We start from the raw sequence: 17,049 nt of genomic DNA on the forward strand, positions 1-17,049 counted from the left end.
CGGAACCCCGGAGGCCGAAGCCTGTGAAGCCCTGTGCCCCTGACCTCCTGGAGCCCTGGAGATCGTGGAGTTCCGGAGGCTGATGAGGGGTCTTGGAGCCCTGAAGGCTGGGAAGTCCCGGAGGCCGTGGGGCCAGGCAGGACCCCACGGCCTCCTTCCGTCGAGGGAGCGGAGCCGTGGCGGAGGCACGGGGAGAGCCCCGCCCGGCTCCGCTCCCCTTCCCCCGCCATGGCCACCGCGTCGCTGTGGGAGATGTGACACGGTCTGGCCTGGCGGGGGTTCGACGGGCGCTCCACGGTCAGTCCGTGCTTCCGTGGGCGTTTCCACAGGGGGTCTTGTGGGCGTCGTCTCCTCGGTGGGCGAAGAAGGACGCGATCGACTGCAGGATCTCGTTGGCCTCGCGAAGCTCCTCCACCTCGCGTTCGAGCCGGTCTATCCGTCGGCCGAGGTTACCGGTGGCGTTCTTGCCGTTCTCGGACTGTTCCAATGACACGTTTTCTCCTCAGAACGAACGATCACTGTGAACCGGAGGCGGCGGTGCTCAGACCCGGACGTCGCGTCTGGCCAGCCCCACCAGGAAGACCGCACCGAGCAGGGCTGCGGCCAGGACCGCGACGAGGACGAAGGACGGACCGTCCTCCCGCAGCCCCATGTAGTCAAGGAGGGAGACGCCGTTGACGGCGACGTACCAGAGCACCAGGTAGACGATCTGGAAGAGCCGGTGCGTACGGCTGAGCACACCGAGCGCGAGGGCGAGTGAGGGGACGAACAGGACGGCGGCCACCCAGGTGCCCACGGCGGCCGTGCCCGAGGTGATGACCGCCGAGACCAGCGGCGCCGCCCCGACCAGGGCCGTGAGGACGACCCCGGCCGCCCATTCGGCCAGGAGCCTGCGTCCCGTCGCCGGGTAGGCGGCCATCAGCGTCTCCACACCGTGCTCGTGCCGCTGGGTGCCCAGCCGGGACCAGATCAGGATCGGCCAGATCCAGGCCACGGAGATCGCCGAGGCCGCCGTGAGGCCCGCGCCGGAGAAGGAGGTGAGCACCAGGACGGCGAGGGAGATCGCCAGTGCGCCCAGCCACCACCACCGGGGAACCCCCCGTAAGAGGATCCGCACCTCTCCCGCCACCAGCCGTGCGCTGGCCCCCGTCGTCCTGACCTCGGTTCTCGGCAGGCCCATGAGGGTGCGCGGCCTGGCGAGACCGGGCGGCGGCGCGAACACGTCGGCCGCCGGGGGGACGTCCGAGGGGGCGGAGACCTTGGCGACACCCCTGGCGGGGTCGAAACGGCCGAACCAGAGGGCGGGCAGCAGGGCCATGAGCACCGCGACCACGACCAGGACGAGCCGGCCGAGCACGAAGTCGGCGGTGAGGTCGAACCCGCTCCACTCGAAGGTCTTCAGCGGACGGTCGAGGTAGGTCAGGCCGAGACTGAACTCCTGGCCGTCGCTCTCGATCCCCTGGGCGGCCATGTCCGCGCGCATCGTCATGACGACCGCGTGCACCCCCATCCCCCCGAAGGGGGCCTGCGGTGCCTGCCCGACGAGCACGATCGCCAGCCAGACGAAGAACCAGGTGATGTTTCCCAGCCCCCCGCGCAGCAGCGGCACCGTCTCGAAGATCAGCGCCGCGGCGGCGGTGAGCATCACCATGGGCAGGGCGATCAGCACGAACGGTGTCACCAGCGCGATCGGATCGACGGCCGTCGACTCGCCCCTGGCGAGCTGGACGACCAGCGCCGTGACGATGAGCACGCCCAGCATCGAGGCCAGGACGAGGACGCTGCCGAGGAACTTGCCGGCGAAGTAGACGACGGTGCGCATCGGGGTGACGGCCAGCAACTCCCCGACGCCGAGGTCCTGGTCGCGGCCGACGGAGTCGCGCACGACGTAGAAACCGCCGAGCGTGAGCCAGAGCGCACCGGCCAGCGCGGTCGCCATGCCGATGTAGGCGCTGTCGTAGACGCCCCGGTAGCTGCCGATGTTCATGATGACCCACTGGGTCTCTCTGGCCGGTGTGGCCAGGTATCCCAGGCCGACCGCAGACAGCAGGATCACCGCGTAGACCGGGCGCCTGATCCGCTCCTTGAAGTCACCGGCCACGAGCCCGGTGAGCGTGTGCGCCGTCATCACACGACCGCCCGGTCCCCGGCCCCGGCCTGCCGTCCCCGCGCGTTGATGATGGCGAGGTAGGCGTCCTCAAGGTCGGGTGTCACCACCACCGCCTCGGCGTAGGGCTGGACGGGGGACAACAACCGCATCCGGACACCGGCGCTCGTGCGCACCATGCGGTTGACCACGTGTCGCGCCTGGATCTGGGCCACGGCCGCCGAATCGGCGACGACCTCCCACACGTGCCCCTCGACCTCGCGCAGGAGCTCCTCCGGCGTGCCGCGCCTGCGGAGCCGCCCGGCCGCGATCACCGCGATGTCGGAGGCGACCGACTCGATGTCGGAGACGATGTGCGTGGAGAGCATGACCACCCGGTCGGCGGCCAGGTCGCTGAGGAGGTTGCGGAAACGCACACGCTCCTCGGGGTCGAGCCCCGCGGTCGGCTCGTCCACGATGATCACCTGAGGGTCGGTGAGGAGGGCCTGGGCGATGCCCACCCGCCTGAGCATGCCTCCCGAGTATTTTCCGAGGGGGCGTCTGGCGGCCTCGGTCAGGTTGACCAGTTCGAGCAGTTCGTCGATCCGCGCCCGCGCGGAACGGGCCGAGACCCCCTTCGCCGCCGCGAGGTAGGAGAGGAACTCCCGCGCGGTCAGGTTGGGGTAGACGCCGAAGTCCTGCGGGAGGTATCCAAGAACCCGGCGGAGGGTGTCCGGCTTGGCCAGGACGTCCTCCCCGTTGAACGTGACACTCCCGCTGGTCGGCCGGGTGACCGTCGCGGCGATGCGCATCAGTGACGACTTGCCCGCGCCGTTCGGGCCGAGCAGCCCCAGGATGCCGGTTCCCAGGCGCATCGTCAGGTTGTCCACGGCGTGCTTGCCGCCCCTGTAGACCTTGGTGACGTCCACGATTTCGAGCATCGAACGGCTCCTATCCCGCTTTCCTGAGGTTGACGCCGTCTGCGGCCCGCACGACGACGGAGCGGTCACTCGCGGGGTCGCTGGAGAGGTTCTCCGCGTTCCGCACCCCGTCGAGGCGGTAGGTCTCCGGACCCTCCGGTAGGACGATCGTGGCGACCTCCGACGCGTGGACCTCGACCCTGCGCGGGGCGGCGGTGAAGGTCAGGTTGACGTTGCCGTCTCCGGTCGTGGTGGCCTCGACGTCGGAGGAGGTGGCGCCGGTGACCTTGAGATGCCCCCCGCTGACGCGCAGCCGCAGCCTGCCCGCCGGGTCGGCGACGTTCAGGGAGCTGTCCTTCAGCGTCGCGGTCGTGTCTCCGCCCAGCCCCCTGAGCCGCACCGGCGTGCCGGAGCCCGTGACGGTGAGCGCGACGCCCTTGGGGACCCGCACGGTGTGCTCGCTGTCGCAGGAGACGACGATGCCCGAGCACTCGACGTGCAGGTTCAGCGTGCTGCCCTCCAACGACCACGTGGCGTTGCCATCGTTGGTCGCGGCGCCCCCGAGGGAGCGCTCGACGTGGACGGTGTTGGCCGCGGAGTCGCTCACGACGGTGAGGCTGGTATCCTGGACGTCGATGGTCAGCGCACTTCCCGAGAAGGAGAAGTCGCGTTTTTCCTGGTTCGATGCGCCGTCGCTCGCTCTGCAGCCGGTCAGGCACGCCAGAACCGCGATGACTCCCGCTGCCGCGGTACATGTTCTGATCATGGGCGATGCCATTGGATCCTCCGGGAGGCCGATTCCGTCCCTCCAAGGGTCCGTTCTCCGGGGGGTCCGCCACATCTACCGTTTGGCAGATATCCGCGCCCCGGCTCCGGCTTCCGGTACGGCCCCGCCCCGGCATGAAGCGGCCCCGCTCCGGCCCTGAAGCGGATCCCGCAGGAAGTCAGCCGGGAGCGTTCACTCCGCCGGTGTGCCCACCCGTAGCCGGTTGCCGTCGGGATCGACCAGCTCGATCTCGCGTGCCCACGGAGCGTCCTCCACCCGGACGCCGAACTCGTCCGCGACGGCGTCGACGTCACGGACGCGGAGATAGACCAGCGTGTTCGGGCGGGCGTCGCCCTCGTGCTCCGACAGGAACAGCCTCACCCCGCCACGGGCCACCTCGACGAACGCCGGAAATCCCGGCTCGAAGCGGTGCTCCCACCGCCGGACGAAGCCCAGGCGCCCGTACCACGCGACCGCCACGGCGGCGTCCTTGACGCGAAGGATCGGGATCACTTCCTCGTCCACGCGGCCATCATCCCAGGGCGTCGGACGGGGCGGGCAGGGAGGCGCTGACGTACCAGCCGCGCTCCCTCGGCCCCGCGGTCATCGTGCCGCCGAGCGCCTCGATCCGTTCGGTCAGCCCGACCAGCCCCGCGCCACCGCCGCGGCGCTCGCCCCTCAGCAGGGTCCGGCCCCCGTTGTCGGTGACCGTCGCCTCGACCCGGCCGTCCTGGGCGCGTCCGACCGTCACCCGGACCCTGGTCGCCCTGCCCGCGTGCTTCCTGATGTTGGTCAGCCCTTCGAGGACCACGTGGAAGATCGCCCGCTGTGTCTGGCGGGGAAGCACGTCGGCCAGGTCCTCCTCCAGGTCGAGTTCGGTGTGGGCCGTCACCGTCTCGCGGAACCTGCGCACCAGGCCGGGCAGCTCGCCGAGGCCGTGCGGGCGGAGCGGCTCCTGGTCACGCCCCTCGGAGAAGCGACCAGAGGGGCTTTCCGAGCCGCGCATCACCCGCAGCGTCTCGTCCATGGAGTCCAGGGCGCGCTGCCCGGCCTCCTCAAGCCTGGCCAGCAGCGCGCCGTTCTCCACCGGGTCGTACTCGCGCACCCGGGCCGCCTGCACCTCAAGCAGGATTCCCGTCATCTCGTGCGCGACGAAGTCGTGCAGGTCCCTGGCCAGCTCCAGCCGCTGGTCCCTGCGGGCCTCGGCCACGGCCAGCCGCCGCTGGTTGTCCAGTGACCTCAGGTAGAACCCAACCCCGGCCGCCAGGGCGACGGCGAACGTCAGCATGAACACGGAGGCGAACAGCAACTCCCCGTCGAGGGAGGAGGTCCTGAGGGTGAAGCGCGCGGGCGCGGCGAAGGCCGCGAGCCCCGTCACCCCGACCACGACCAGGACCCGGCGGCCGGGGACCTCGCGGACGACCCGCCCGAGAATGATGGTCAGCCCGAGCACCTCGATGGGAAGCCACAACAATGCCGTTTGCGGGCGGCCGAAATAGGCGAAGTCCAGAACAATGGACAGCGTCGCGAGAAAGACGGCGACGGCGGCGATGCGCACCTTACCGATCGGCCAGGGAAGGACCGAGGCGGCCAGTGAGGTGACCGCGGGGACGGCGACCAGGAACTCTCCCGACGTGGTGACGAGCACGGGGGTCAGGATTATCACCACCGCCACGCCGTACCAGAGACCACGAAAGCGGGAAAGAGAAGCGACTTTGCCCTGCATGGGCGAGAGTCTATGCATTTTCATGGGGAATGCCGACGCGTAGCGCTTTTTGGAAAATCCCGCATCTGCCGTTCAGCGGATATTCTCGGCGCAAACATGACCGAAATGCCGCGGGGTCTCAGGCCCCCGGGCCGCCGGTGGCGTACCCCATCTCCCACGCCTTCACGGCGATGCCCACCCGGTTACGGACGCCGAGCTTGCGCTGGATGCTGGCGACGTGAGTCTTCACGGTGCCCGGGGAGATGAACAGTTTGGCGGCGATGTCGGAGTTGGTCATGCCCTCCGCGACCTTCCCCGCGATCTCCACCTCCCGGTCAGTGAGCGGTTCGAGCAGCGGCTGCCGCTCCCGGTGGCTGCCGGTGACGTGCTTGAGCAGCCGTACGGTGACCGAGGGGCTGATCAGGCTGTCCCCCGCCATCGCGGCCCTGACGGCCTCGACGAGCAGCGTGGGACCCGAGCGCTTGAGGAGGAAGCCGGAGGCGCCGTTGCGCAGCGCCGGATAGACGTACTCGTCCAGGTCGAAGGTCGTCACCACGACCACCTTGACCGGGACGGCCGCCGTGGGACCGGCGAGCTGCCTGGTGACCTCAAGGCCGTCCATCCTGGGCATGCGGATGTCCACCAGCGCCACGTCGGGCCGCGTGCTGCGCGCCAGCGCGACCGCGGTGACGCCGTCACCGGCCTCGGCCACGACCTCCATGTCCGGCTGTTGCTCCAGGATGCGGCGCATGCCCCTGCGGACCATCTCCTGGTCATCCGCGATCAGCAAACGGGTCGTCATGGACGACGATTCTTCCTCACCGGCCACCGCCCGCGTGTGCCCCGCCGGGATCTCCGCCGACAGCGAAGACCCCGGAGACGACAGCGAAGACCCGGGAAAGGACGGCGGGCTCACACCTTGTCCATGGCCTCCCGCAGGCTCTTCGGCCTCATGTCGGTCCAGTTCTCGTTGATGTAGTCCAGGGCCGTCTGCCGGTCCTGCTCCGTCAGGGCGATCTCCCACCCCTGCGGCACGTCGGCGAAGGACGGCCACAGGGAGTGCTGCCCCTCGTCGTTGACCAGCACGTGGAAACGGCCGTCCGGGTCGTCGAACGGATTGCTGTTCATGGTGCGCTCCTTTTCGAAATCGGGAAGGGAGACACCGAGCGGGTGACTCCGCAGCAGTGCCACACCCAGTGGGGTCAGGGTGTGCAGGGCCGTGTTGCGGTTTCTCGCCGTGGTGATCAGGCCGGACTTCCGCAGGACGGTGGTGTGCTTGCTGGCGCCCGCCATCGAGATGCCCAGCCGTTCGGCCAGCTCGCCGGTCGTGCGCCCCTCCGCGAGCTCCTGGAGCGCCGCGGCGCGGGTGTGCCCGATCAGGGCGCCCAGAGCCTGTTCGCTCCACTCCTCGGAGTCGCAGATCTGCGTCTCCACCCCCTCGTTGAGCGCGAACGCGACAGCCGGGGCGTCGGTGTCGCGGACGGTGGGGATGAACACGCAGGACTGGTCCCGCAGGAAGAAGGACGGGCTCAGCACCAGGCCGCCGTCGTTGAGATGGATCTCCCTGTCCATCGGGTACGGAAGTTCGAGGGTCGGCGTGTTCCACCGGATCTGGGGATGGATCGTGTTGAGCAGCCGCCCGACCCCTCCCGTGATCATCATCCGGCCCTGGGTGTCGCACAGCGCCTTCATCCGCCCCTGGATCCGGTTCCAGTACGGCAGGACAGCCACCTGGCAGAAGTGCCCGAGCACCGCGACGATCCGCTCCCGGCTCTCGGCGTCCACCTGGTGGGCGCAGTCGGGTTCCCCCGGCGCCCGGCTGAGGACGCTGAGCAGATCGGGCAGCCAGTACCGTCTGTTGATCAGCTCGACCTCGAATATGTGCTCTCCGAGCTCTTTCCTTACCCGGTTCCGCCATCCTTGGATTGGAATGTTGGCGCCTCCGCTGAACGCCTTGAGCGCGAACGCGCTCTCCACAAGTGGCCCCAGTCCCGCTACCATTCGGAAACGGGACAGGTCAGCTACTGTGAAATTAATTCTCAGCACCATGGGCCCCCGTTTTCGGTTCAGGTGTCGTCTCTGCCCTCGTAACCCCTAGAGAATCCGCCCGCCGCGCAGCGTCTCCGAGTACGAGAACACGTAGCCGTCACCCGTCGCGATGGGGAACAGTTCGGCGAAGTCGTCGCCGAGAACGTCGAGGAACTCCAGTTCCGCCTCCCCCTTCCAGATGTCGGAGAACTCCACGTCGGAGACCTCGGAGGCGACCAGCGTGGGCTGCCCGGCCCCGGTCGAGGCCCAGTCGGGGAAGACGAGGGTGTGGGCCAGCGGCACGGTGTGCAGGAACGGCTTGGCCTCCGTACGGCCGTCCAGCGTGACGGCCGCCTCGACCGCCCTGCGCCCGTTCACCGAGAGGCTGCCGTGGAAGCGCCCGCCGGGGGCGAGACGGGGACCGCCCCTGCCGACCGCCGTCGCCCGTGACTGGTGGACCACCCCGAACTGTTTCGGCATGCCCTGCACCCATCCACGGACCAGCGGAACCACCTGATCGACCCAGGCGTAGGGACAGCGTGCCACGGGGACGCCCTCCCGTTCGCAGCCGATCAGGACGAGGAACTCGGCGAACTGGTTGGACGCCGGTTCCGCGAGTTCCTCACCGGAGGCGGAGCACCACTGCCACTCGGCGAACACCGCGGCCGCGGCGCCGGGGTCGGATCCCAGGGTCAGGCCGGGAGGGAGGAACCGGGCGGCGGAGGCCGGGTCGACCCGGTACTCGACCATGATGACCTCGCCGGAGAAGTGCCACGGCGGTGGGGTGAGCATCGAAGCCCGCCCCGAAGGGGAGAGGGGCAGGCTGTATCCGGAGGGACCTGTGGACGGTACGGCGCTTCGATCATGGCTTGTGGAGAGCATGATCTGACTCCAATACGGCAGGGGGTGGACGGTTCCAGGCTTCGGCCAGACGTTGGGCCGCGGTGTCGAGGACGGCGGGCGGGTTGAAGCTGTAGGCCAGCCGTACGCTCGGCCAGGGGGTGACGCCGAACCGGGAGCCCGCGCCGACCAGGACCCCCGCGCGCTCGGCGGCGGTCAGCAGTTCGGCCTCGTTCCGCCCGCCCCTGTGGGTCAGCCACAGGAAGAAGCCGCCCCGGGAGGGGGTGAGCGCGACCTCCTCCGGCAGGTCCGCGAGCAGGCGTCCGGCCAGGGCGTCGTGCCGCTCGCGCAGCCGCTCCCTCAGGTGTTCGAGGTGCCGGTCGTAGTCTCCGTCCCTGAGCAGGACGGCCACGGCCAGCGAGGTGGTGTGGTTGAGCGAGCCGCCGCTGACGAACAGGCCGTGGGACACGAGCCTGCGGGCCAGGTCCTCCTCCGCCAGCATCCAGCCGAGACGCAGCCCGGGCCCGAGCGTCTTGGAGAAGGTGCACAGGCGCAGCACCCCCCGGTAGTCCGCGAGCTCGGCGAGCGTCGGCGGGATCTCGCCGGGTGCGAACGCCAGGTCCGCGTAGGCGTCGTCCTCGACGATCAACGCGCCGTGTCGTGCGGCGGCGGCCACGAGTTCGCGCCTGCGGGAGAGCGGCACCACCCTGCCGGTCGGGTTGTGGAAGGTCGGGATGAGATAGACGAACGCCACGTTCCCGGCGAGTTCTCCGAGCGCGGCCTCCAGGGCGTGCGGGTCCATCCCGGACTCGTCGCACCGCACTCTGCGTACGGCGAGCCCGCAGTCGGTGAAGATCTGGCGGCCCAGGTCGTAGCAGGTCTCCTCGACCAGCACCACCTGCCCCGTTCTGGCGAGGGCGGTGCTGGCCAGGTAGAGGGCCTGCGAGGTGCCCGAGGTGAGGATCACGTTCGCGCTCCCGCACCGTCCGCCCCCCGCCCTGGCCGCCAGTGTCTCCCGCAGCGCGGAAACGCCGGGGTTGTGCCCGTAGCTGAGCGCGGCCGAGCCGTACTCGGTCAGCGCCCGGTCGTAGGCGTCCCTGAGCAGCCCGACCGGGAGCAGGGCCGGGTCCACGTACCCGGGACCGAGGTCACGCGCCCCCGGCGGGGAGACGGCCTGGACCACTCCGGCGCGCCACTGCCGTACGTGATCGAGCCGCTCCCCGGGAGACGCGCCGGTCTCGTCCGCGCCCGTCATCAGAGACTCTCCAGCACCAAACGCAGAGCCTTGATCGAGCGGGCCAGCGGGTCGGCCGAGCGCGCGAGCGCGATCCGCAGCATGTTCGCCCCCTCGTCTGGGGCGTCCCAGTGGAAGGCCCTGCACGGCAGCGCGTACACGTTGCGTTCGCGGAGCGCGTTCCAGACCTCGACGCTCGGCCGCTCTCCCAGGTGCACCCGTTCGACGCTGACCCTGCTGTCGGGGTCGGGGAAGGTGATGCCGGGAAGCCCGGAGAGTTCGGCGCGGACCAGTTCCCTGTTGCCGTCGATGAAGCGGTGAAGCTCCCCGAGCCCGCCGCTGGCCGCGTCCTCGGCGAACCTGCGGGCCAGCGCGAGGATCATCGGGGAGACGCCGAGCAGGATGTCGGAGTAGATCTTCTCGACCGGCAGGGCGAGGTTCTCGGAGAAGGCCAGCATGCCGAGCTTGAGGTCGAGCGTCGGCCAGAGCTTGCCCGTGTCCTCGATCACCGCCCACCGGCAGCCCGCGTCCTGGAGCACCGCGTAGTGGTCGTAGTGGGCGCGCGGGTCGAACCCGCGGAAGGAGGTGTCCAGCGCCAGGACCACGTCGTGCTCCGCGCACTGCTCGGCGATCCGCCGCAGGCGCTCCTGCGTGATCACCTTGCCTGTCGGGTTGTTCGGCGTGGTGACGAACACGCAGCCGACCGAGGCGAGCAGCCGTTCGTCCAGGTCCTGGTCGTGCAGCGGGTCCTCGGCCAGGGGGACGAGGCGCAGGGAGTTGCCGCGCAGCAGGTCGGCGATGTTGTCGAAGGTCGGGTGGACGAGGGCGACCGTCTCCATCCTCGTGGCCAGCGCCCGGGAGAGGATCTCCATGGCGACCGAGGAGGAGTAGCAGCTGAGCACCCGCCCCGGGGCGGAGGGATAGGAGTGCTGGCCGAGAAGCTGGAAGTACGTCCTGTGGCACTCGCGCTCGATCTCCTCGACCGGGCGGCGCTCCCCTTCGGCGAACAGCAGGGGCAACTCGTCGATGATTTTCGTCTGGCCCGGCGTGAGTTCCTGGCGAGCGTGTCCGTCGGCGATGTTGAGTTCGCTGTTCAGCGCCAGGAACTCCCATTCGGTGAGGTTGTTCTCCGGGTTGCCGGCGTACGTTTTCGCCGCCCTGCTCTGCGCCATTTCAGTCATGATTATCCCTACGATTCGGGAACTGCGGTCCTCGGTGGCCTGAGCCACCCGCTAGTAGATGACCCGGGCTGCGCCGTCGAGCCTGAACTCCCGCGACTTGCGCAGGTCCCTGGTGACGTTGAGCCTGCGCAGCCATCTGTCGGTGCCGTCGAAACGCGCGTTGAAGGGCTTACGGCCGTGAACCACGCGGTAGTTGTCGAGGAAGAAGATGTCGCCGGGCCTGAGCACGACGCCGGTGAGGACGGAGTCGACGGCCGTGGTGAACTTCTCCAGCGCGGCCTGTTCGATCTCGCCCTGCGCGCCCCGCATGTAGTGCGGATCGACCCGCACGTAGGGCGAGCGGGGGTCGCCGAACAGCACGGCGATCGGTTCCGGATCGCTGAGTGCCCGCTCGACGGCGCGCAGGCTGCGCTCGCGCAGCTCGGCCACCCGCTCGTCGTGTTCCGTCTCTCCCGCGGCGCCGTTCTGCGGGAGGTGTGAGTCGTCGGGGAGGATGAAGAAGCGTCTCTCCGACAGCAGCGCCCGCACCTCGGGGTCGAGTTCGACGTCGGTGACGTCGGCGATGGTGGTCTCGACCCCTTCGAGGTTGCGCAGGCACATCAGCCCGAGATAGTCCGTGCGCAGCGGGTGGAAGGCGTCCTCGGTGTGCCAGGTCAGGTCCTGCGCGCTTCCCCACCCGATCTGGTCGTTCTCGTACTTCTTGATGGGGAAGATGTCGTGCATGACACGACCGTCCTGCTGGGTCGCCCAGCCGATGGGCTCGCCGAGCAGGGCCGCCACGAGGAAGAAGGCGATGTCGTGCCTGAGCGTGGTGGAGGCCCGTTTCTCCCTCCAGTCGGAGGGCGTCGGGCCGAGCGCGGCGTCGTCCACGGGCAGCCCCGAGACCACCAGGGTCCCCGACCGCTCGGTGATCCGGTACTCGTTGATCGCCTGACGCAGCCGACGCGGCAGTTCCTCGGCGTACGTCCGGCTCTCCAGCTGGAATTCTGCGGACTCCACACTGTCGTGACGCTGCGCCAGTTCATCGACGACGGTGTTGATCACTGCGATGTCTTCTTTATGCAGGGATATGCTGAACATGGCTATTCCCCGTCCCCCATCGATGGTTTCAGGAGCTCATCTCCGCGTTCCCAGAGCCTTTCCGATATCGGATGATTGATCTACATATTCACTCTCTGGTTAACCTTGCGGATTATGGTCACTTCTCGTCGATGGTTTCGGTCATATATGACCTCTGCCCTGATAGGGACGAAGTTGCCGTCGTCACGGATCGATTTCGGTCCGTCTCGTTCCGTGTGTGGCAGTCGGGGGATCACGGGACTTCACACCGTCCGATGTGATCACGTGATGAGGTATGGCGGGCACGGCCTCGCCCCCCACCGCGGGGGTCCGATCTCCGGGAAAAGCCGTTTCCTGTGCTCGGGTGCTCCCGGGAATGGGTGAACCGTTTCCGCCGGGGCGGGAAACCGGCCGGACGGGTCGTTCGCGGAATTCCTCCGGCCGTCCCCGGGGAGAATTCCCGCTCGCCGGGAGGCCGTGGAGGGCCGGGATCTCCCCCCGGCCCCTAGCTGCCCTTATGGGTGATTATGGGGTTAAAGCGGGATTTATTGGCATTTGTGTCTTAAGCGTACTTCGTTGTTAACAGAGTGTCATCCGTACGGTAAACACGAAGTCACGGTGTGGCATAATCGCGTGCGGCCGGGGCTCCTGAATCCGGTCGCATTCGTAACGGCGTTCCAAGAAAGGTGGCAGAGCATGCAGCAAGCGGCCATTGACCGGGTGAGGCTGGTTTTCACCCTGCTCGACGCCAACGGCACCGGCTACCTGGAGGCCGGTGACTTCGAGCTCATGGCGAAGCGGGTCATCACGGCATCCCCCGACTCCGGCGACGATGCGAAGGCCGCCCTCCTGGCCGCCTTCGGGCGCTACTGGACCACCCTGTCCGCCGAGCTGGACGCCAACCGCGACGGTCGCATCAGCTTCGACGAGTACGTCGCGTGCGTGCTCTCCCCCGAGCGCTTCGACGAGGCGATCGGCGAGTTCGCCGAGGCGCTGGCCGCGCTGGGCGACCCGGACGGCGACGGCCTCATCGGGCGGCGCGACTTCGCGGCGCTCATGACGGCCATCGGCTTCGCGCCGGGGAACATCGAGGCGCTCTTCGACGCCTTCGGCCCCTCCGCCGCCGACCAGATCCCCGTCCCGGTCTGGGCCACCGGCATCAAGGACTACTACAGCCCAGAGAAGACCGGCATCCCCGGCGACCACCTGGTCGGATAACCCTCCGCGAAGATCAACAACGTCCGGCCTTCGTCGACACCAGGAGCAGCAGGTGGAACCAGTCATAGGACTCGCCGTCGGCCAGGGGACGGGCCCCGAGCTCGCGGCCGTCTTCGAACGGGTGCTGAACAGAATCGCCGACACGTACTCCGTCGGCATCGACCTCACCCGGTCGGAAAGGCTCTACCACTCGTACTCGTCGCTGAAGGCCGGCGCCGGGGTCGAGCGGATCCGCGAGCTGACGCGGCAGGACGCCGACCACTACGCGGAGTTCTGCCGCACGCGGGCCGCCCTCGGCGTCCCGGCCGTCTTCCGCACGGCCATCAACGCCCAGTCCCTCTACCTCGTCCGCCAGCGCCTGCGGGCCGTGAAGGTCGACGTCATCGGCCCTCCCGAGACGTCGTTGCTGCTGGTCAGGGACGAGGCCCAGGGCTTCTACACCGGCGAAAACACTCACAGTCCCGACTCCCTCGTCCGCACCATGGCGTTCAGCCGAGAGATCACCGAGCAGATCATCGCCTTCGCCGTACGGCGCGCACGGCAGGAGTGGCCGGACGGCGGCGCCGAGCGGATCATCATGGCCTACAAGTTCCACCTGCTCGACGGCGCCCTCGACGCGTGGGTCGCCGAGAGCGCCGCGCGGCACGGCGTCGAGATCGACCTGTTCCAGCCGGACACGGTCAACCGCAACCTGATCGAGTACGGCCCGCGCCCCCGCACGATGATCATCGCGGGCAACGAGTGGGCCGACATCATGCACGTGGTCCTGCTCGACCGCTTCGGCTCCGAGCGCCAGGAGAACCGCTGCACCGAGAACGTCTACCTGCATCCCGACGCCGCCGGGCTGGTCGAGTACCAGACCGTGCACGGCTCGGCCGACGACCTCGCGGGCAAGGACACGGTCAACCCGGTGGCGACCGTACGGGCGGCGGCGGCCATCGCCGAGCGGCACGCGGGCTGTGCCGGAGCGGTGCGGATGGTCGAGCGGGGTCTTGAGACCCTCGGCCGTCAGGGCGTCGCCACCCCCGACCTCGGCGGCAGGCACTCCACGACCGCCGTGGTCGAGGCGCTGCTCGACGCGCTGGAGCCGGTCGCGCTGGCGGAGCCGTGACGGCGGCGCTGGTGGTCGTGGACCTGCAGAACGACTTCTGCGCCGGTCCCCGGGCCCTGGCCCGCTACCCCGGTGACCCCGCCAGGCTGGAGGTCGTCGCGAAGAACGCCGCGTTGGCCGTCGAGCGGGCACGGGCGCAGGGCACCGAGGTGGTCTTCGTCCGGTTCGTCGGCGACGTCGAGCACCAGGGGCCGAGCTGGCGGCGCAGGGACCGCGCGCTTGGCAAGCGGCCCAAGTGCCTTGAGGGCTCCTGGGGCGCGGAGTTCCGTACGGTGTCACCCGCGCCGGGAGAGCGGATCTTCACCAAGCGGGCGTGCTTCGACGCCTTCCTCAGCGAGGGGTTCGAGCACCACCTCCGCAGCCGTGGCGTCGAGCGCATCGTCCTCGCCGGTCTCTACGCCGACGTCTGCGTGGACTCCACCGCCAGGACCGCCTTCCAGAAGGGGTTCCACATCACGGTGCTGACCGACTGCACCACGGGGCTGCACCTGCAGGACGCCGACATCCTGCGCTTCATGCGCGCCCTGTACGGTGCCCACCTCGCCACCAACGACCACCCGTGGACACCGCAGGAAGCAGAGCCTGAGGAGGAGGAAGCATGGAGGACGTCCGGAATGTCGGGGTCGAGGCGGGCGTCGGGCTGACCGCCCTCATGGTGGCCGCCGCTCGGGCGATCGAGACCCACCGGCCTGACTCCCTGGCGGACGACGCCTACGCCGAGCACTTCGTGCGGGCCGCGGCCGCCTCCGCCGACTGGCCGGTGCGCCCGGCGCAGGTCAGGGGCGGGGAGGCCAACCCCCTGTGGGGCAGGCTTGGACGCTACTTCGGCCTGCGCACCCGGGTGCTTGACGACTTCCTGCTCCGCGCGGCCCACACGGGCGTCCGGCAGGTCGTCCTGTTCGGGGCGGGGCTCGACACGCGGGCCTTCCGGATCGACTGGCCACCCGGCCTGGTCGTCTACGAGATCGACCGCGACGGTGTGCTGGCGTTCAAGCACCGGGTGCTCGACGGTCTCGCCGCCGTTCCGAGGGCCAGGCGCCGTCCGATCGCGGTGGACCTGCGTGACGACTGGGTCCTGCCGCTGGCCGAGGCGGGCTTCGACCCGGCCGCGCCGACCGCGTGGCTCGCCGAGGGGCTGCTGCTCTACCTCCCGCCGCCCGCCGAGCGGGGCCTCATCGAGAGCGTCGACCGGCTGAGCGCCCCGGGAAGCGTCCTGGCCTGCGAGGTCAAGCTCGGGCTTGAGTCGCCGCAGGTCCGCTCAAGTCCCGTCTACACCGTGGCCAGGCAGGAGATCGGCGTCGATCTCCTGGCCCTGTTCGACGGGGAGCCCCGTCCCGACTCCGTCGGTCATCTGGCGGAGCTCGGCTGGTCGGCCACGGTCCGCACCCCCTTCGACTTCGCCCGCCACCACGGGCGTGACCTCCTGCCCGTGCCGAACGACTCCCTGGCCAGCAACCGCTGGATCTTCGCCGGAAAACCCGGCGCACACCCCTGACCGCCCTCCCTTTCATCGCCCCCGGCCGGTCGATCACCGTCGTCACCCCGGGGGCTCCGCCCATGCAGGGACGTGCCAACGGCGATCTTCAGGTGCCCGTCGAGTGATCGTAGTCCTCGAACTCCCAGTGCCCGATGCGGCCGACCTTCTCGGCGAGCTCACTCCACGTCGGGGCGTCGAGCACGGCGATCCGGTCGGCAAGCCAGGCGGTCACCCGGTCAGGACGGAGTTCGCGCACGAAGAGCCAGTGCCTGCCGATGAGGAAGGGATGGTGGTCGAGCTGCTCGGCGAGGGCGGACGGGGTGCAGACGGTCAGCGAGAAGACATCCTCACCCGGCCCGTCCTGCGCGCCGACGTACATCTCCAGGAGTTCGCAGGCGTGGGTCCTGTCGACGGTCCGCCCGTCCTCAAGATCCACCCACCGGAAGCCACTCACCCGCGCTCTCATCCCCACATCATCCCGCGCGTGTCACCGGCCGCCGCGATGGCTGTGGCCGTACGGACGAAGGCGGCGACGGCGGGGGAGCGGGAGGTCTGTGGCCAGGCCAGGGTGAGGGTGAGCGGGGGGAGGTCGCGGACGGGCCGGTAGGCGACGCCGGGGCGGGGATGCCGCCGGACGACCGAGACGGGAGGGAACCAGACGATGCTTCCCAGCTCGATCAGGTTGAAGATCTGGGCCAGGTCCAGGGTTCTCGACCTGGGCCCGGCCACCGTCCCGCGCGGACGCCCGCCGGGGTCGCACGGGGCCGGTGTTCGGTACCGCACGCCGAAGTCGTCGGTGGTGCCCGGGGGCAGGTCCTCACGGTCGGCGGGGGTGCCGTCGGGCAGGATCAGGCCGGACAGGTCGGCCAGGTCCAGGCACGGGCGGGCGGCCAGGGGATCGGTGGCCGCCAGGGCGACCAGCCGGGGTTCGGTCAGCAGCGGCTCCACGTCGAGACCGTGGTCGTCGAAGGGGGCGGGCAGCAGGGCGACGTCCGCGCTGCCGTCGCGCAGCGCGGGTGCCTGCTCGCCCCGCCCGCCCAGCACGAGCCGCACCGGCAGGGCCGCCGCCTCCTCCCGGTAGCGGTCGAGGATGCGCGGCAGCAGCCCGCCGTCGTAGTCGGCCTTCATCGCGATCCGAAGCTCGGGCTCGGACCGGCCCGCCCGCTGGGCCCGCCGCCCGGCCGCGGTGACCGCGTCGAGCGCGGTCCTGGCGTCGTGGAGCAGGACCTCGCCCGCGGGGGTGAGCGCGACCTGGCGGGTGGTGCGCGTCAGCAGCGGCACGCCGAGCTGCCGTTCCAGCTCCCGGATCGCCCGGGAAAGCGGTGGTTGCGCCATGCCCAGCCGCTCCGCCGCCCGCCCGAAGTGGAGCTCCTCAGCGACGGCCACGAAATACCGGAGCTGCCGGACTTCCAGATCACTCATAC

Annotated in this window: 18 protein-coding genes and 1 pseudogene; 4 read left to right on the plus strand and 15 right to left on the minus strand. The window is 69.7% G+C overall.

The window, feature by feature from the left end; all coding sequences use genetic code 11:
- Positions 1 to 298: 298 nt before the first annotated feature.
- From FHS44_RS29990 to gntD, 13 genes and pseudogenes are all read right to left on the minus strand, one after another.
- Positions 299 to 493, minus strand: coding sequence for a hypothetical protein (locus tag FHS44_RS29990; RefSeq protein WP_184720735.1), 195 nt, complete (start codon positions 491 to 493; stop codon positions 299 to 301).
- A 48-nt stretch (positions 494 to 541) separates the two neighbouring features.
- A complete protein-coding gene (locus FHS44_RS29995; protein WP_184720737.1) occupies positions 542 to 2,128 on the minus strand; it encodes an ABC transporter permease in 1,587 nt (528 codons plus the stop codon).
- The gene (locus tag FHS44_RS30000) at positions 2,128 to 3,027 is read right to left on the minus strand and encodes an ABC transporter ATP-binding protein (RefSeq protein WP_184720739.1); all 900 of its coding nucleotides are present in this window, start codon (positions 3,025 to 3,027) and stop codon (positions 2,128 to 2,130) included. The genes FHS44_RS29995 and FHS44_RS30000 overlap by 1 nt, the downstream gene beginning before the upstream one ends.
- Positions 3,028 to 3,037: 10 nt before the next feature.
- Positions 3,038 to 3,613, minus strand: coding sequence for a hypothetical protein (locus FHS44_RS30005; protein ID WP_184720741.1), 576 nt, complete (start codon positions 3,611 to 3,613; stop codon positions 3,038 to 3,040).
- 351 nt (positions 3,614 to 3,964) lie between these two features.
- Positions 3,965 to 4,297, minus strand: a complete 333-nt coding sequence (locus FHS44_RS30010; protein ID WP_184720743.1) for a glyoxalase superfamily protein — start codon at positions 4,295 to 4,297, stop codon at positions 3,965 to 3,967.
- Positions 4,298 to 4,304: 7 nt separating this feature from the next.
- Positions 4,305 to 5,441 carry a sensor histidine kinase gene (locus tag FHS44_RS41205; RefSeq protein ID WP_221461479.1) on the minus strand — a complete coding sequence of 379 codons (1,137 nt, stop codon included), beginning with the start codon at positions 5,439 to 5,441 and terminating at the stop codon, positions 4,305 to 4,307.
- Between the two features lie 175 nt (positions 5,442 to 5,616).
- Entirely contained in the window at positions 5,617 to 6,279 is a 663-nt protein-coding gene (locus FHS44_RS30020; RefSeq protein WP_184720745.1) for a response regulator, read from the minus strand.
- Between the two features lie 110 nt (positions 6,280 to 6,389).
- Positions 6,390 to 6,605, minus strand: a complete 216-nt coding sequence (locus FHS44_RS41210) for an MbtH family protein (protein WP_246436311.1) — start codon at positions 6,603 to 6,605, stop codon at positions 6,390 to 6,392.
- Between the two features lie 120 nt (positions 6,606 to 6,725).
- Positions 6,726 to 7,526 (minus strand): annotated as a pseudogene (locus FHS44_RS42480) (ArsR/SmtB family transcription factor); the annotation flags it as partial.
- Between the two features lie 45 nt (positions 7,527 to 7,571).
- Positions 7,572 to 8,387 carry an enduracididine biosynthesis enzyme MppR gene (mppR, locus tag FHS44_RS30030; protein ID WP_184720753.1) on the minus strand — a complete coding sequence of 272 codons (816 nt, stop codon included), beginning with the start codon at positions 8,385 to 8,387 and terminating at the stop codon, positions 7,572 to 7,574.
- Positions 8,368 to 9,600, minus strand: a complete 1,233-nt coding sequence (locus FHS44_RS30035; protein WP_184720754.1) for an aminotransferase class I/II-fold pyridoxal phosphate-dependent enzyme — start codon at positions 9,598 to 9,600, stop codon at positions 8,368 to 8,370. Before FHS44_RS30035 ends, mppR begins: the two co-directional genes overlap by 20 nt.
- Entirely contained in the window at positions 9,600 to 10,760 is a 1,161-nt protein-coding gene (gene mppP / locus FHS44_RS30040; protein WP_221461480.1) for an enduracididine biosynthesis enzyme MppP, read from the minus strand. Before mppP ends, FHS44_RS30035 begins: the two co-directional genes overlap by 1 nt.
- Positions 10,761 to 10,811: 51 nt before the next feature.
- Positions 10,812 to 11,840 (minus strand): guanitoxin biosynthesis L-enduracididine beta-hydroxylase GntD, encoded by a 1,029-nt coding sequence (gene gntD, locus FHS44_RS30045; protein WP_281401619.1) that lies wholly within the window; start codon positions 11,838 to 11,840, stop codon positions 10,812 to 10,814.
- Between the two features lie 675 nt (positions 11,841 to 12,515).
- On the opposite strand from gntD, the gene FHS44_RS30050 reads away from it, so the two are divergent.
- From FHS44_RS30050 to FHS44_RS30065, 4 genes are read left to right on the plus strand one after another with little or no spacing between them, the layout of a single operon-like run.
- On the plus strand, positions 12,516 to 13,037 hold the full coding sequence (locus tag FHS44_RS30050; protein ID WP_184720760.1) for an EF-hand domain-containing protein: 522 nt from the start codon (positions 12,516 to 12,518) through the stop codon (positions 13,035 to 13,037).
- Between the two features lie 52 nt (positions 13,038 to 13,089).
- Entirely contained in the window at positions 13,090 to 14,148 is a 1,059-nt protein-coding gene (locus FHS44_RS42485; protein WP_184720762.1) for an isocitrate/isopropylmalate family dehydrogenase, read from the plus strand.
- Positions 14,145 to 14,792, plus strand: a complete 648-nt coding sequence (locus tag FHS44_RS30060; protein WP_184720764.1) for a cysteine hydrolase family protein — start codon at positions 14,145 to 14,147, stop codon at positions 14,790 to 14,792. Before FHS44_RS42485 ends, FHS44_RS30060 begins: the two co-directional genes overlap by 4 nt.
- Complete coding sequence (locus FHS44_RS30065) at positions 14,747 to 15,643, plus strand: class I SAM-dependent methyltransferase (RefSeq protein WP_184720766.1); 897 nt, start codon at positions 14,747 to 14,749, stop codon at positions 15,641 to 15,643. Before FHS44_RS30060 ends, FHS44_RS30065 begins: the two co-directional genes overlap by 46 nt.
- An 88-nt stretch (positions 15,644 to 15,731) precedes the next feature.
- Here the strand turns inward: FHS44_RS30065 and FHS44_RS30070 are convergent, their stop codons facing one another.
- Entirely contained in the window at positions 15,732 to 16,091 is a 360-nt protein-coding gene (locus FHS44_RS30070) for an Imm8 family immunity protein (protein ID WP_221461481.1), read from the minus strand.
- Positions 16,088 to 17,047, minus strand: coding sequence for a LysR family transcriptional regulator (locus FHS44_RS30075; protein WP_184720768.1), 960 nt, complete (start codon positions 17,045 to 17,047; stop codon positions 16,088 to 16,090). The genes FHS44_RS30070 and FHS44_RS30075 overlap by 4 nt, the downstream gene beginning before the upstream one ends.
- Positions 17,048 to 17,049: the final 2 nt, after the last annotated feature.

Origin of the sequence: Streptosporangium saharense (genome assembly GCF_014203715.1) — a bacterium.
In the GTDB taxonomy this organism is placed as follows: Bacteria; Actinomycetota; Actinomycetes; order Streptosporangiales; family Streptosporangiaceae; genus Streptosporangium; species Streptosporangium saharense.

What these genes read in the sequence shown, in the direction of transcription:
- FHS44_RS29995 (WP_184720737.1), bottom strand. Translation starts at nt 2,128, where the DNA reads ATGACGGCGCACACGCTCACCGGGCTCGTGGCCGGTGACTTCAAGGAG.
- FHS44_RS30000 (WP_184720739.1), bottom strand. Translation starts at nt 3,027, where the DNA reads ATGCTCGAAATCGTGGACGTCACCAAGGTCTACAGGGGCGGCAAGCAC.
- FHS44_RS30020 (WP_184720745.1), bottom strand. Translation starts at nt 6,279, where the DNA reads ATGACGACCCGTTTGCTGATCGCGGATGACCAGGAGATGGTCCGCAGG.
- FHS44_RS41210 (WP_246436311.1), bottom strand. Translation starts at nt 6,605, where the DNA reads ATGAACAGCAATCCGTTCGACGACCCGGACGGCCGTTTCCACGTGCTG.
- mppR (WP_184720753.1), bottom strand. Translation starts at nt 8,387, where the DNA reads ATGCTCTCCACAAGCCATGATCGAAGCGCCGTACCGTCCACAGGTCCC.
- FHS44_RS30035 (WP_184720754.1), bottom strand. Translation starts at nt 9,600, where the DNA reads ATGACGGGCGCGGACGAGACCGGCGCGTCTCCCGGGGAGCGGCTCGAT.
- mppP (WP_221461480.1), bottom strand. Translation starts at nt 10,760, where the DNA reads ATGACTGAAATGGCGCAGAGCAGGGCGGCGAAAACGTACGCCGGCAAC.
- gntD (WP_281401619.1), bottom strand. Translation starts at nt 11,840, where the DNA reads ATGTTCAGCATATCCCTGCATAAAGAAGACATCGCAGTGATCAACACC.
- FHS44_RS30050 (WP_184720760.1), top strand. Translation starts at nt 12,516, where the DNA reads ATGCAGCAAGCGGCCATTGACCGGGTGAGGCTGGTTTTCACCCTGCTC.
- FHS44_RS30065 (WP_184720766.1), top strand. Translation starts at nt 14,747, where the DNA reads ATGGAGGACGTCCGGAATGTCGGGGTCGAGGCGGGCGTCGGGCTGACC.
- FHS44_RS30070 (WP_221461481.1), bottom strand. Translation starts at nt 16,091, where the DNA reads ATGAGAGCGCGGGTGAGTGGCTTCCGGTGGGTGGATCTTGAGGACGGG.
- FHS44_RS30075 (WP_184720768.1), bottom strand. Translation starts at nt 17,047, where the DNA reads ATGAGTGATCTGGAAGTCCGGCAGCTCCGGTATTTCGTGGCCGTCGCT.